The 14504-nt window shown below is 67.5% G+C and carries 13 protein-coding genes and 1 pseudogene; 5 read left to right on the forward strand and 9 right to left on the reverse strand.

Annotated elements, in window-relative coordinates:
• From Q1V87_RS12565 to Q1V87_RS12575, 3 genes and pseudogenes are all read left to right on the forward strand, one after another.
• Positions 1–83: pseudogene (locus Q1V87_RS12565) on the forward strand (IS6 family transposase); the annotation flags it as partial.
• 41 nt (positions 84–124) lie between these two features.
• On the forward strand, positions 125–592 hold the full coding sequence (locus Q1V87_RS12570) for a lysoplasmalogenase family protein (protein ID WP_300593428.1): 468 nt from the start codon (positions 125–127) through the stop codon (positions 590–592).
• Positions 589–963, forward strand: coding sequence for an RNA-binding S4 domain-containing protein (locus Q1V87_RS12575; protein ID WP_292727525.1), 375 nt, complete (start codon positions 589–591; stop codon positions 961–963). The genes Q1V87_RS12570 and Q1V87_RS12575 overlap by 4 nt, the downstream gene beginning before the upstream one ends.
• A 7-nt stretch (positions 964–970) precedes the next feature.
• On the opposite strand, the gene Q1V87_RS12580 is transcribed toward Q1V87_RS12575, so the two are convergent.
• Complete coding sequence (locus tag Q1V87_RS12580) at positions 971–1924, reverse strand: NUDIX hydrolase (protein WP_300593431.1); 954 nt, start codon at positions 1922–1924, stop codon at positions 971–973.
• 227 nt (positions 1925–2151) lie between these two features.
• Positions 2152–4629 carry an FAD-dependent oxidoreductase gene (locus Q1V87_RS12585; protein WP_300593434.1) on the reverse strand — a complete coding sequence of 826 codons (2478 nt, stop codon included), beginning with the start codon at positions 4627–4629 and terminating at the stop codon, positions 2152–2154.
• A 408-nt stretch (positions 4630–5037) separates the two neighbouring features.
• On the opposite strand from Q1V87_RS12585, the gene Q1V87_RS12590 reads away from it, so the two are divergent.
• Together Q1V87_RS12590 and Q1V87_RS12595 are read left to right on the forward strand one after the other, a co-directional pair.
• The gene (locus tag Q1V87_RS12590) at positions 5038–6879 is read left to right on the forward strand and encodes a ribonucleoside triphosphate reductase (RefSeq protein WP_300593437.1); all 1842 of its coding nucleotides are present in this window, start codon (positions 5038–5040) and stop codon (positions 6877–6879) included.
• Positions 6876–7640 carry an anaerobic ribonucleoside-triphosphate reductase activating protein gene (locus Q1V87_RS12595; protein WP_300593439.1) on the forward strand — a complete coding sequence of 255 codons (765 nt, stop codon included), beginning with the start codon at positions 6876–6878 and terminating at the stop codon, positions 7638–7640. The genes Q1V87_RS12590 and Q1V87_RS12595 overlap by 4 nt, the downstream gene beginning before the upstream one ends.
• A gap of 63 nt (positions 7641–7703) precedes the next feature.
• Here the strand turns inward: Q1V87_RS12595 and der are convergent, their stop codons facing one another.
• Genes der through Q1V87_RS12630 form a run of 7 tightly spaced genes read right to left on the reverse strand, consistent with a single transcriptional unit; the run spans position 7704 to position 14264 of the window.
• Positions 7704–9239 (reverse strand): ribosome biogenesis GTPase Der, encoded by a 1536-nt coding sequence (gene der / locus Q1V87_RS12600; RefSeq protein WP_300593442.1) that lies wholly within the window; start codon positions 9237–9239, stop codon positions 7704–7706.
• A 2-nt stretch (positions 9240–9241) separates the two neighbouring features.
• A complete protein-coding gene (cmk, locus tag Q1V87_RS12605; RefSeq protein WP_300593444.1) occupies positions 9242–10000 on the reverse strand; it encodes a (d)CMP kinase in 759 nt (252 codons plus the stop codon).
• Positions 9993–11126: a prephenate dehydrogenase gene (locus Q1V87_RS12610; protein ID WP_300593447.1), complete on the reverse strand. Its 1134-nt coding sequence runs from the start codon at positions 11124–11126 to the stop codon at positions 9993–9995. The genes cmk and Q1V87_RS12610 overlap by 8 nt, the downstream gene beginning before the upstream one ends.
• Positions 11123–11962 (reverse strand): pseudouridine synthase, encoded by an 840-nt coding sequence (locus tag Q1V87_RS12615; RefSeq protein ID WP_300593450.1) that lies wholly within the window; start codon positions 11960–11962, stop codon positions 11123–11125. The genes Q1V87_RS12610 and Q1V87_RS12615 overlap by 4 nt, the downstream gene beginning before the upstream one ends.
• Positions 11959–12543 carry an SMC-Scp complex subunit ScpB gene (scpB, locus tag Q1V87_RS12620; RefSeq protein ID WP_300593453.1) on the reverse strand — a complete coding sequence of 195 codons (585 nt, stop codon included), beginning with the start codon at positions 12541–12543 and terminating at the stop codon, positions 11959–11961. Before scpB ends, Q1V87_RS12615 begins: the two co-directional genes overlap by 4 nt.
• Positions 12533–13378 (reverse strand): ScpA family protein, encoded by an 846-nt coding sequence (locus Q1V87_RS12625; protein ID WP_300593455.1) that lies wholly within the window; start codon positions 13376–13378, stop codon positions 12533–12535. The genes scpB and Q1V87_RS12625 overlap by 11 nt, the downstream gene beginning before the upstream one ends.
• Positions 13362–14264, reverse strand: a complete 903-nt coding sequence (locus Q1V87_RS12630; RefSeq protein ID WP_300593458.1) for a ParA family protein — start codon at positions 14262–14264, stop codon at positions 13362–13364. Before Q1V87_RS12630 ends, Q1V87_RS12625 begins: the two co-directional genes overlap by 17 nt.
• Between the last annotated feature and the right edge of the window lie 240 nt (positions 14265–14504).

The following is a 14504-nucleotide window of genomic DNA, read 5'->3' on the forward strand; positions in this document are numbered from 1 at the left end:
TGGAGAGAGCTTTTGGCATTGGGCCCTCGGCGCTGACGGAGGCCATGGGCATGCTCAACCACCATTTCGCAGCAGCCGCCTGATCGGCGCAGAGCGACAGCCTACCTCTGACTGCCGCCAATCTTTGCAACAGAGCCCCGCGACCTTCTTCCCGTTTCTGGATGACGAACTCCCAGCGATGCTCCTGTGCTTCGGTCTCGCGCATATCGCCTACATCGTGTTGTTCTGGCGGTTCCTCGCGGTTCGGCGGCTGCCGTGGTGGTCTGCGGTCTACGCGGTGTGGTGGGTCGTCCTGGTCGTCTACCTCTGGCCGGCCCTCGGCGGACTTGCCGTGGCAGTCGCGATCTACGGACTCGTTCTCGGTGGCACAGCCGTCCTGTCCACCCGATGCCATCCGGCCATTGCGTGGGGTGGAGCGTTCTTCCTCATCTCCGACACCGTGCTCGCGTTCCGGCTCTTCCTCCCCGAAACGATGCCGTCGGGAAGCAGCGCCCTGGTCATGATCACCTACACCCTCGGGCAGGGACTCATCGCCCTGGGAGCGGTGATCGCGACCCACACGGCGCGGGCCGCGAGAGAATCGACGGTGTGACCGACTCCGTTCGCGTGGATGCCTGGCTCTGGGCAGTCCGGGTCTACAAGACCCGCTCCGCGGCAACCGCGGCATGCCGCGCGGGGCACGTTCGCGTCGGCGGGGACCGCGCGAAGGCCGCTCAGCCCGTGCGCATCGGCGATGAGCTGCGCGTCCGGATCGCCGGGTTCGACCGCATCCTCGTCGTCAAGCAGCTGCTGACCAAGCGCGTCGGAGCTCCGGCGGCCGCCCTCGCGGTAGACGACCGCACCCCGGCCCGCCCGTCTCGGGAAGAGACCCCGTTCGTTCCGGTTCGCGACCGCGGCGCCGGGAGGCCGACCAAGCGTGAACGTCGCGACATCGACCGGCTGCGGGGCCGGTCCGCCGAATAACGCTGCGCTACGCGCGCTCGCCGAGCTGGTCGAGCAGCCAACCGGCACCGACCACGCGGGCACCTGCGGCGCTGACCCTATCGGCGAGTCCCCGGTCACTCGTCACGACGACGACCTGTTCGCCGCTCGCGACCCGCCGCTGCGTCTCGGCGACGATCTCGTCATCCCCCTCGCCGGGGGCCAGCACCACACGGATGCCGGCGCCTGAGTCATCCGCAGGCAGAGCCGCGCCTTTGGCCTGCCCCTCGAGCAGGCCCGCGGCCTTGGCCTGCCCCTCGAGCACGATCGACACGTCAGGGAACCAGTGCGCGCCCGGAAGCTCGAGCGCGTCGGCATCCACCCCGCGCGCTTGCCACTGACCGACCCGGTCGATGAGCCGACCTGCAGCCCCCGCGCGGTCTCGCCACCATCCGTCGGGCACCGAACCCACGACGTTCGCCGCATCGATCACGACGGCCGGGCGCACCGACAGCAGCGGGCCAAGGTGCTCCCACGCCGACGCGAACCCCGGATGCAGCGGCCTCTCGGCCACCTCCTCTACCGGAACCCACTCGAGGGCAACGCTCTCGGCATCCGCAATCTGCGGGTCGAATGGCTCGATGACGTCGGCGATCACTGTCGTGTACGACCAGATCCCGAGGTCGAGCACGCTCCAGAAACGCTGGCGAACGGCATCCCGCGGCACCGCGGCTTCCTCGCGCGCCTCGCGGAGCGCCGCCACACCGGCATCCTCGTTCTCGTGTCGCGCGCCGCCGGGCAGCGCCCAGGTTCCGCCGTGGTGGCTCCAGCCGACGCGGTGCTGCAACAGGATGCCGCGCTCGGCATCCACGGCAAGAAGACCCGCCGCGCCGAACCGACCCCAGTAGCGCTCCCCCGTCGGCGCGATCACCCATGCGTCACCGGGATCGCGCGGGCCCATCGGGCGGCGCGGCTCTCCGGGAGCCGGGGGTTCGATCGTCACGATCTCAGCCTGTCACACCGAGCGGGCTCCCCTGGTCGCGAGCCATCTTCCATTTCGGTCGCGCCGACGTGCGGCATCCGTTTCGCTAAACCCGCACCACGGCGCGACCGAAGACAGAGAACACCACCACTCGGGCACATTCCCCCGTTCAGTCGCGGCGAACTGCGACCTCCGGCTCGCCAAACCCGCACCACGGCGCGACCGAACGCCCCGAAGCGCCCCGCGCACTAGATGAACAGGGTCGTCCCGGACTTCTGAGCCTCGCCGAGGAAGGTCGCCACGCCACCAAAGTCGATGCCGTCCTGCAGGTCGCTCTCGGCGATGCCGAGCAGATCCATCGTCATCGTGCACGCGACCAGCTGCGCACCGCCCTCGCGCGCGGATGCCATGAGCTCCTCGAGAGTCGGGACGTTGTGCTGCTTCATCACGTCCTTGATCATCTTCGGCCCCATGCCCGCCATGTTCATCTGAGACAGCGGCAGGTGGCCGGCATCCGAAGGCATCATCATGGCAAACATCCGGTCCATGACCTTCTTCTCGCGCGGCGGCGCATCGTGCCGGCGCAGCATGTTCAGCCCCCAGAACGTGAAGAACATCGACACCTTCTGCCCCATCGCGAGCGCACCGTTCGCGATGATGAAGGCGGCGATCGCCTTGTCGAGATCTCCCGAGAAGACAACGAAGGATGTCTGATTCAGCGTCTGCAGGGCCCGCGGGGCATCCGTTCCCGCGCTCTTGCGGAAGGTCGCGACATACCCCGGACCCTCGGGTGAGATCGCGAGCATCTCGTGGCCGTGGCTCGCGGCCCACGCCGGCGCGTCGTGCGCAAACCCTGGGTCCGAGACGTGCACGACGACGTCGTCACCCGGCTGCAGCTCATCCATCTGCTTCGTGAGCTTCATGATCGGGCCGGGGCACGCGAGCCCCGTGCAGTCGAGGTCGACCACCTGCCCCGACCCCTTCACCTGAGCGAGCAGGTCGGATGCCTCGGCATAGTGAATCTCGGCAGGCTTGGCGACGAAACCGACGGGTTCGAGGTCGTGGAAGAAGCGGAAGGTCGTCGAGCCGCCCGAGAGCGTCCGCACATCGGTGAACCCGCGCTGCACGAGCGCCCGGTACGCGAGGTAGCTGCGGAACCCGACAGCGCAGTACAGACGGATGGGGACATCGCGGTCCCAGCTCTCGCACGCCTCGCGAAGGATGCCGAGAGGCACGTTCTCGGCTCCCGAGATGTGCCAGATGTCGTATTCGACGTCGGTGCGCACGTCGATGATGCGGCATCCGTCGGTCGCTGCCGGGTAGTCCTTCGCGTACCAGAGCTTCAGGTCACCGCTGAGCACGTTACTCGCGACGAATCCCGCCATGTTGACGGGGTCCTTCGCCGAACCGAACGGCGGCGCGTACGCGAGCTCGAGGTGCTCGAGATCGTGGACTGTCGCGCCGAGCCTGATCGCCGTCGCGAAGACATCCAGCCGCTTGTCGACCCCGTCGAACCCGGCGATCTGCGCGCCGAGCAGTTTGCCGTCCGAGGGCGAGAACGTGACCTTGATGTGCATCTGCGCCGTGCCCGGGTAGTAGCCGGCGTGCCCCGACGGATGCACGTGCGCGGTGAGGTAGTCAACGCCAGCCCGCTCGAGTTGCCGCTCGTTGGCACCCGTCGCGCCCGCGGTCATGTCGAACACCTTCACGATGGAGGTGCCCTGGGTCGAGAGATACTCGGTCGTGCGGCCGCAGATGTTCTCGGCTGCCACGCGCGCCTCGCGGTTCGCGGGTCCGGCAAGAGGGGTGATCCAGCGCCCCGGCAGCACCGTGTGGGCCGTCTCGACGGCATCTCCCGCCGCCCAGATGTGCGGGTCGGAGGTGCGCATGTGCGTGTCGACGACGATCCCGCCGCGCTCTCCGATCTCGAGCCCCGCCTCGCGGGCCAGACCCACGTTGGGTCGCACGCCCGCCGAGAGCACGACCAGGTCTGCCGCCAGCGACCGGCCGTTGTTGAGTTCGACCCGGAGCATCCCGTCGGATGCCCGGGTGAAGGCAGCCGCAGCAGTGCCGAGCTGCAGTTCGACCCCCCGCCCCCGAGCGTGCTGCTCGACCGGAATCGAGACGTCCTTATCGAGGGGCGGCAGGATCTGGTCGGCAAGCTCGACGAGGGTGACCTCGGCTCCGCGGTGAATGAGGTTCTCGGCCATCTCGATGCCGATGTAGCCCGCGCCGATGACCACGGTCTTCGCGGCACGGCCCTGCGCCGCGGCAGCGGCGAGAGCCTTGTCAAGGCGCGACTTGATGGCGTCCATGTCAGTGACGTTTCGCAGGGTGTGGATGCCGGGAAGGTCGATGCCCGGAAGCGGAAGCTGCAGCGGATCGGCGCCCTGGCATAGCGCGAGCGCGTCGTAAGACTCGGTGTACTCGCGCCCGGTCGCGACCTCGCGCACCGTCACCGTCTGGGCCGCGGGGTCAAGACCGACGACATCCTGGCCGATGCGCACATCGATGTCGAGCGATTCGCGAAGACTCTCGGGTGTCTGGAGCAGGAGCCGGCTGCGATCGGCGATGACACCGCCGATGTGGTACGGCAGACCGCAGTTCGCGAACGATACGTACTCGCCCCGCTCGAGAACGACGATCTCAGCCGACTCGTCCAGACGGCGAGCCCTCGCCGCGACGGATGCTCCGCCGGCGACTCCTCCGACGACGACGATCTTCATGGTGTTCTCCTCGCATTCGGGCCGCAGCAGTTCGCGGCTCCGAGATGAAGGTACTCCCGGGGGTATATCCGCAGTCAGGGGCAAAGGTCCCTCGTCGCGGGGCGTGCGAATAGCCCGCCCGATGCCAATCCGTTCAGTCGCGCCGTGTTGTGGCATCCAGCACGCAACACCCGCAACACGGCGCGACCGAAAGAGATGGGCTCCGGGCACATACTCCCCCGTCGCGATTTCGCCTGGACCGACACGCGAGGCTGTACCCCGCCACAAGGATGCATGACACCATGTGGTCTGACCATGTATGACACCACATATTGTGTCGCGAACGAGATTGAGCGCTGCATATAGTGGCATCCCGCACTGCGCGAGAGCTTTCAAACCAGCGCCACCGCACCCCGAAAGAAGCCGCCGATGAACCGTCGTATCTCCGCCACGCCACGTACCGTCGCCGTCTCCGAAACGATCAACGAGTACCTGTCGCAGTCTGACTGGCGTGTGAACGCCAACGCCAACCAGGGCTACTCACTGGGCGGCATGATCCTCAACACAGCGGGCAAGGTCATCGCCAACTACTGGCTCGACGAGGTCTACGCGCCCGAGGCTGGAGCCGCGCACCGCGATGGCGACATCCACATCCACGATCTCGACATGTTCGCGGGCTACTGCGCCGGATGGTCGCTCCGCGCGCTCCTCGAGCAAGGCTTCAACGGTATCCCCGGGCGCATCTCCTCTGCTCCCCCACGGCACCTCTCGGCAGCCATGGGCCAGATGGTCAACTTCCTCGGCACGCTGCAAAACGAGTGGGCCGGCGCGCAGGCTTTCAGCTCCGTGGACACCTACCTCGCGCCGTTCGTCCGGATCGACGGACTCTCGGACGAACAGGTGCGCCAAGCCGTGCAGGAGTTCGTCTTCAACCTCAACGTCCCCTCCCGCTGGGGCACGCAGACGCCCTTCACGAACCTCACCTTCGACTGGACGTGTCCCGATGACCTAGCCGACCAGCATCCGCTCATCGGCGGCGTCGTCCAACCCTTCACCTACGGCGACCTCGCCGACGAAATGGCGATCATCAACCGCGCCTTCATCGAGGTCTACGCGACCGGGGATGCCGACGGCCGGGCCTTCACCTTCCCCATCCCGACCTACAACATCACGAAGGACTTCGACTGGGACGGCCCGAACGTCGACGCCCTCTTCGCGATGACCGCGCGCTACGGACTCCCCTACTTCCAGAACTTCGTCAACTCAGACCTTGACCCGCACATGATCCGCTCGATGTGCTGCCGGTTGCAGCTCGACCTGACCGAGCTGCTCAAACGCGGCAACGGTCTGTTCGGATCGGCCGAGCAGACCGGATCCGTCGGGGTCGTGACGGTCAACTGCGCACGCCTGGGCTACCTCTTTCCCGGCGACGCCGACGGCGTCCTGCGCCGCCTCGACGCGCTGCTCGAGGTCGCCCGCGACAGCCTCGAGGCAAAGCGCGAGGTCATCGGCCGTCACATCGACGGCGGCCTCTTCCCCTACACGAAGCGCTACCTCGGCACCCTCGACAACCACTTCTCGACCATCGGCGTCAACGGCATCAACGAGTTCGTCCGCAACTACACCCTCGACGCGCACGACGTCACGGATGACGAAGGCATGAACCTCGCGACGTGGCTGCTCGAGCACGTTCGCGCCCGCATGGTCGAATTCCAAGAGCAGACGGGGCACATGTACAACCTCGAGGCCACACCCGCCGAGAGCGCGACCTACCGGTTCGCACGCCTGGACATCGCCCGCTTCGGCGACGAGAGCGACACCGACGGCATCCGCCATGCCGGCACCGCCGACCACCCGTACTACACGAACTCCTCGCAACTCCCGGTCGGCTACACCGACGACCCGTTCGAGGCGATGCAGCTGCAAGAGCCGCTGCAGCAGCTCTACACCGGCGGGACCGTGCTGCACCTGTACCTCGGCGAAGCTGTCGCGTCGGGATCCGTCTGCAAGAACCTCGTTCGGCGCTCGCTCGAACGGTTCCGGCTCCCCTACCTCACCGTCACACCGACCTTCTCGATCTGTCCCGCACACGGATACGTCTCGGGCGATCATCCGCTCTGCCCGCGCTGCGGTCGAGACTGCGAGGTGTGGACGCGCGTCATGGGCTACTTCCGGCCGGTGTCATCGTTCAACATCGGCAAGCAGGGCGAAGCCGCTGAGCGGGTCTACTTCGACGCACACCGAGCCACGAAAGATGCAGCACGGCCATGAGTGGCACACCAGTGACCGTCATCGCCCCCCTTCTCGCCGACGAGCTGAGCATCGCCGGGCTCACGCGATTCTCGGGTTCGGACTGGCCCGACCGCCTCGTCGCGACCGTCTTCCTCCAGGGCTGTCCGTGGGACTGCGTCTACTGCCACAACCCCGACCTGATCGACTCCCACAGCGCAGGCACGATCACGTGGCGCGAGGTCCTCGCGTTCCTCGAACAGCGTCGTGGACAGCTCGATGGCGTCGTCTTCTCCGGCGGCGAGCCGACGATGCAGACCGCGCTCCTGCCCGCCATAGACGATGCGCGACGCCTCGGCCTGCGCGTCGGCCTGCATACCGGGGGAGCTTTCCCGCAGCGGTTGGATGCCGCCCTCCCCGCTGTCGACTGGGTAGGCCTCGACATCAAGGCGTCCGCCGACGACTACGCCACCGTCACGCAGCGGCGCGGCAGCGGCATCCATGCGTGGCGGTCGCTGCGACTCGTGCTGGATGCCGCACGTGCCCGCGCCGGCAGCGACCACCCCCTGGCGTACGAGGTGCGCACGACCGTCGACCCGAGGCTCACCGACGCCGACCGGCTGCGCCTCCTCGGTGAACAGCTCCTCGCCGAAGGTGTTCGGTGGTGGGCCCTGCAGCGAGCCCGGGACATGGGCAGCCGCTCGGATGCCCCGCCCTGCCCCTCCACCGCGACGACCCACGACCTGGTCGAGATGATCGCCGCCGAGTTCGCCGGAGCATTCCCCAGCGTCCTCACGCGCTGATCGCGATTGTCAAGACCCTCCCACGACCGACGCGCGAGAGCGTGACGCAAAGCGCCCGAACGCTCAGCGCTGGCGGCGCTCGCGGACTCGCATGTTGAGCACGATCGGTGTCCCCTCGAATCCGAACAGCTCGCGCAATCGACGCTGAATGAACCGGCGATAGCCGGCGTCGAGGAACCCGGTCGTGAAAAGCACAAAGGTCGGCGGGCGGGTCGCCGCCTGGGTGCCGAACAGGATGCGGGGCTGCTTGCCACCGCGCAGCGGGTGGGGGTGCTCGGCGACAAGCTCAGCGAGGAACGCATTGAACTTGCCGGTTGGAATCCGCTGATCCCACGATGTCAGCGCCGTCTCGAGCGCCGGAACGAGCTTCTCAAGGTGTCGTCCGGTGCGCGCCGAAATGTTGACGCGCGGCGCCCATGAGACGTGAGCGAGATCCTGTTCGATCTCCCGCTCGAGGTACCGGCGACGATCCTGGTTCTCGAGTTCGGGCGTCGCGAGCAGGTCCCACTTGTTGAACGCGAGCACGAGCGCTCGCCCTGACTCGAGGACGAGGTCGATGATCCGCACGTCCTGCTCACTGAGCGGCTGGCTGACATCGAGCACCACGACAGCAACCTCAGCCTTCTCGAGCGCCGCAGAGGTGCGAAGCGACGCGTAGAAGTCGGCACCCTGCTGCAGGTGAACGCGGCGACGGATGCCGGCAGTGTCGACGAAGGTCCACAGGCGCCCGCCGATCTCAACGATCTCGTCGACCGGGTCGCGCGTCGTTCCCGCGAGATCGTTGACGACGACGCGCTCTTCGCCTGCTGCCTTGTTCAGGAGCGACGACTTGCCCACGTTGGGGCGACCGAGGATCGCGACGCGGCGCGGTCCACCGATCTCGTGCTTGGCGACCGCTGAAACATCCGGCAGCACCTTCATGATCTCGTCGAGCAGGTCAGCGACGCCGCGCCCGTGGATCGCGGAAACCGGATGCGGCTGCCCGAGTCCCAGGTTCCACAGGGCGGCAGCCTCGGGCTCCTGGCGGGCGTCGTCGATCTTGTTCGCGACGAGGAAGATCGTCTTGCCGCTCTTACGCAGCAACTTGACGACGTGCTCGTCGGTCGAGGTAGCCCCGACCATGGCGTCGACCACGAACAGCACGACATCCGAGAGATCGATCGCGACCTCGGCTTGCGCCGCCACCGACCGGTCGATACCGCGCGCGTCGGGCTCCCACCCTCCGGTGTCGACGAGGGTGAAGCGGCGGTCCATCCATTCGGCCTTGTAGGTCACGCGGTCACGCGTGACACCGGGAGTGTCCTCGACGACAGCCTCGCGACGGCCGAGGATGCGGTTTACGAGTGCCGACTTGCCGACGTTCGGACGGCCGACGATCGCGACGACCGGCAGCGCCGGCAGGTACTCGATACCGTCCTCGCCGGCAACAAGCCCCGCGAGTACCGCGGCGTCATCCTCATCGAGGTCGTAGTCGTCCAGGGTCGCTCGCAGCGCTGCAGCCCGCGACTCGGCGAGTTCCTCGTCGAGATCCGCGAGAGTATCGGCGAGGTTGTCGTCTCCCGCCGCTGTCTCGTCGAACTCATCACCAGTGGTGGTCATTGTCAGTCCTTCCCCTCCGCGCCGGGGGCTGCTCGGTCGGCGCCCTCGATCGAGGCGCCCGCGAGTTCCCGGCGGGCGACGGTGAGCACTTCGGCCACCGTCTCGTCAAAATCCAACGCGGTCGAATCGACCACGACGACTCCCGGAGCGGCAGTCAGGAAGTCCACGACCTTCGAGTCCGACGAATCGCGGCGTCGCAACGCCTCGGCGACCTCCGCCGCCGTCGAACCGCTGATCTCGGCGCTGCGCCGCGCTGCTCGGACCGCGGGGTCGGCTGTCAGCAGGATCCGCGCCGGCGCATCCGGAGCAACAACTGTCGTGATGTCCCGGCCCTCCACAACGACGCCGGGGCGACCGGATGCCGCCACCAGTCGCCGGAACGCCGCATTGATCGTCCGCCGGATCGCAGGGACCCGGGCGACGCCGCTCACGGCATCCGTCACCCGCTGCTCACGAATAGCCTCGGTCACATCGACCTCGCCCGATCGCACCCAGTAGTCGTCGGGGTCAAGGGAGATGCGAAAGTCGAAGTCGCTGACAGCTTCCAACACAGCGGTGGCATCGGAGGTATCGACCTCGCGCGCCAGCGCATGCCAGGCAAGAGCCCGATACGCCGCTCCCGTGTCGAGGTAGCCGAACCCGAGCGCACGAGCCACCTGCTTCGACACGCTGGACTTGCCGCTGCCTGCGGGGCCGTCAACCGCGACGATGACGACGTCGGAGTCGGCTGTGTCGGCAGCGGTGTGAGAGGCGTCAGTCATTGGTGGTGCTCGCGATCTTCCATCCGCGCTCTTCGAGTCCGGCCGTCGCGTCGCGCAGCACGGAGGGCGCAACAGCGATCTCGGCAAGGCCGAACGGAGCCCCCGGCGAGTGCTCCAACCGGAAATCCTCAACGTTGACCGCGAGCGCACCAAGGTCACCGAAGAGGCGCCCGAGCTGCCCTGCCGTGTCATCCACCATCACCACGAGGGAAGCGAAACGACGGTTCTGACCGTGCTTGCCGGGCAGGCGCTCCACGCCCTCGTTGCCGCGACGGATCGTGTCGGCGATCTCGCGCCGGGAGCCGGGAGCCTCGGGAGCCCGCAGCGCCTCGGCGACGGCGGCGAGATCCTGCGACAGTGCGTCGAGGATGTCGACGACAGGGGCGGCGTTGGCCGCCAGGATCTGGACCCACAGCTCGGGAGCCGACGCGGCGATCCGGGTCGTGTCGCGAACACCCTGACCGGCGAGCCGCAACGATCCATCGGGGGCGTCGGTGAACCGGCCCGCCAGCAGGCTCGCCACCAGCTGGGGAACGTGGGAGACAAGCGCGACCGAACGATCGTGGTCTTCGGGGGTCATCTCGATCGGCGTCGCGCCGAGATCCAGCGCGAGCGCCTCGACGAGCGCGAGGTCGGATGCCGGGGTCTTGCCGTCACGGCACACCACCCACGGGCTTCCGATGAACAGATCGGCCCGCGCCGAAATCGCGCCGCCCCGCTCACGACCGGCAAGCGGATGCGACCCGATGTAGTGGGTGAGATCGACGCCGCGATCTCGGAGCTCCTGCAGGGGCTCCAGCTTGACGCTCGCGACATCCGTCACGACGGCACCGGGGAACGTGCGCAGCTCCCGCTCGACGACGTCGGCGACGACATCCGGCGGAACCGCGACGACGATGAGCGTCGGATTGTCGTCGGGCGTCGCAGCACGGCCCGCGCCGTAGTCGATCGCCAGACGCAGTTGCGATGGCGAGGCATCCTCGAGCACGACATCGACGCCCCGCGCTCGCAGTGCGTGTCCGACGCTGGCGCCGAGGAGCCCCGCGCCGACGACGCGCACCGTGCCGGTGACGCGCGGGGTCAGCGAACCGTCGCCGGTCACAGCTGACGTATCGGTGCTCGTCACGGGGAAATCTCCTGAGAATCGGGCGACGAAGAGTCGTCAGCCTCGTGGCGCGGGGTCTCTTGCTGCGGGTCACCCTCGCGGCGCGCAAGAGTCAGCAATGCGCCACGTTCTACTGTAGTCAACTCCCGCACAGCCCCAACCGGGAGGCTTCCCAGGTGCAGCGGACCGAACTGTCGGCGCACCAGTTCAACGACCGGATGCCCCACCTCGGCCATCATCCGTCGCACGATGCGATTACGGCCCGAGTGCAGCGTGAGTTCCACGAGCGAGCCGCCTCCGGCATCGGATGCTGACAGTAGCCGCGCCTTGTCGGCGGCGATCGGACCATCCTCGAGCGCCACACCACGCGTGAGCCGAGCGATCGTCTGTGGCGTGACGCGGCCCTCGACCTTCGCGATGTAGACCTTCGTCACCCCGAACGACGGGTGCGAGAGCACATGCGCGAGGTCGCCGTCGTTGGTGAGAACGAGCAGTCCGCTGGTGTCGGCATCCAGGCGCCCGACATTGAAGAGTCGCTCCGACCACTCCGCCGCGTATTCGCGGAGGTCTGGCCTGCCCCGCTCGTCGCGCATGGAGCTGACGACGCCGCGCGGCTTGTTGAGCACGACGTAACGCTTGCTCTCATCGAGCTGCACCGCGACGCCGTCCACATCCACGAGGTCGGTGGTCGGATCGATACGCGTCCCGAGTTCGGTGACGACCCGCCCGTTCACCCGAACGCGCCCCGCCGCGATCAGCTGCTCAGACACGCGGCGCGATGCGACACCGGCCGCGGCGAGCACCTTCTGCAGGCGCACGCCGTCGGGGCCTTCCGACTCGAATCCGGATGCCGTCATCGGATCGACTCCCCCGCGAAACCGTCGGCGCCGTCGTCGAGGAGCGGTGAGATGTGCGGCAGCTCATCGAGCGAGTTGATCCCGAGATTCACGAGCAGGGCATCGGTCGTACCGTAGTGAATCGCCCCGGTGTCGGGGTCTGTGAACACCTCGGTGATGAGGCCTCGAGACAGCAGAGTTCGCACGACCGAATCGACGTTGACGGCACGGATCGCCGCGACCTGACCGCGGGTGACGGGCTGCTTGTAGGCGATCACGGCGAGCGTCTCGAGGGCCGCCTGCGAGAGCCGCGACGGAGCCTGCGTTCCGACGAAGTCGCTCACGAGATCATCGAACTCCTCCCGCACATACAGCCGCCAACCGCCGCCGACCTCGCGCAGCTCGAACCCGCGCTTGGGTCCGCCGGTCATACCGTCATAGTCAGCGACGAGGCTCTCGATGGCCTGACGTACGGCGGGCACCGGTGCGCCGACGGCCGCGGCAAGGCTCACGAGGCTGTGGGGTTCGTCGAGGATCATCATGATCGCTTCGAGCCGGCGCGTGATGTCGGAGGCGAATTCTGAAGTCGTGTCATCGGTCATAGTCGGCTCCCAGTGTGGCAAGGTTCTCGTCCGACCACCGCTCGGCGGTCCAGCGCAGCGTGAGTTCGCCGAGGGGCTCGACCTGCTCGAACGAGAGTGCCGCGTGCCGGTACAGCTCGAGAACCGACAGGAAGCGGGCAACCACGATCCCGGGTTGGTCCACACCGGCGATCAGCTCACGAAAGTTCAACGAACCGGAGCTTCGAAGCATCGTCACGACGACAGCCGCCTGTTCCCGGATGCTTACCAACGGCGCGTGCAGGTGATCGAGCCCCACGTGGGGAATCTCTTTCGGCGCGAACGCGAGCATCGCCAGCGCCGCGAAATCCTGCGGCGAGAGCGTCCAGACCAGTTCGGGGACGGCATCCCGGTACTTCGCATCGAGCCTCACGGTGCGCGCGTGGCGCGTGTCCTCGCGCACGAGGCTGCGCCCGAACCACGCCGAGACTTCCTTGAACGCGCGGTACTGCAAGAGACGGGCGAAGAGCAGGTCCCGCGCCTCGAGCAGCGCGACGCTCTCGGCATCCACCAGCTCGCCCTGGGGCAGGAGCCCCGCGACCTTCATGTCCAGGAGCGTTGCCGCGACGACCAGGAACTGAGATGACTCATCCAGGTCGTGCTCGGGGCCGAGCGCACGCACGTGAGCGATGAACTCATTTGTGACCTCACTCAGCGAGACCTCGGTGATGTCGAGTTCGCGTTTGGTGATGAGGGTCAGCAGCAGGTCGAACGGGCCGTCGAAGACATCGAGCGTGACGCGGAACCCGCCGTCCGCCCCGGCCGAGGAATCGAGAGCGGCCTCCGTCGCGCTCGAGGGCTCAGGCGACGGCGCCACGGGCGACGAGCTCTCGCGCGAGCCGCAGATAGGCCTGGGCCGCGGCGTGTTCGGGAGCGAACGTCGTGATCGGCATCCCCGACACCGACGCGTCGGGGAACTTGACGGTGCGGCCGATCACGGTCTCCAAGACGTCATCGCCGAAGGCCTCGACGACGCGCTCGAGCACTTCGCGCGAGTGGAGCGTGCGCGGGTCGTACATGGTCGCCAGAACCCCATCGAGCCGGATGTCGGGGTTCAGGCGATCGCGCACCTTGTCGATCGTCTCGATGAGCAGGGCAACACCGCGCAGCGCGAAGTACTCGCACTCCAGCGGAATGATCACGCCGTGGCTGGCGGTGAGCGCGTTCACGGTCAGCAGGCCGAGCGACGGCTGGCAGTCGATGAGGATGACGTCATACTCCCCCGCGACCTTGCGCAACACGCGGGCAAGAATCGTCTCGCGTGCTACCTCGTTGACCAGGTGCACTTCCGCCGCCGACAGATCGATGTTGGCGGGAAGGACGTCCAGACCGGGCACCGCCGACGGAATGATCGCGTCGTGGGGATCGCGTTTGGTGTCCAGTAGCAGGTCGTAGACGGTCGGAACATCGTGGGTGGGGATACCCAGACCAGCCGTCAACGCCCCCTGGGGGTCGAAGTCCACGGCAAGGACGGTGCGCCCGTACTCGGCAAGAGATGCCGCCAGATTGATCGTCGTCGTGGTCTTACCGACGCCACCCTTCTGGTTGCACAGGGCGATGATCCGGGCGGGACCGTGCGACGACAGCGGCGGAGGGGTGTCGAACCCGCGATACGGGCGACCGGTGGGACCGAGGATGTCGGACTCCGCACCCGCCGTCGCGCCTCGTTTGCTGCCCGCCACCGACTCTCCTGACTTCGCCATGCCGTTGATCGATTCTAGTCACCGAGCGTTCACCGACCGCGAGGCGTGCCGTGCGCGTTCGGCCTACACTCGGGCCATGTCCCGCGCACCCCACGTCATCGTCGGAGCCGGCCCTGTCGGGTCGTCTCTCGCGCGCATCCTCGCAGACGACGCAGAGCCCGTGATCGTCGTCACCCGCTCCGGCAGCGGCCCGGGCAGCGACGGCGTCAGGTCGGTAGCCGCCGATGCTTCGGACCCTGA

It is taken from the genome of Microbacterium sp., from assembly GCF_030149085.1.
Classification (GTDB): domain Bacteria; phylum Actinomycetota; class Actinomycetes; order Actinomycetales; family Microbacteriaceae; genus Microbacterium.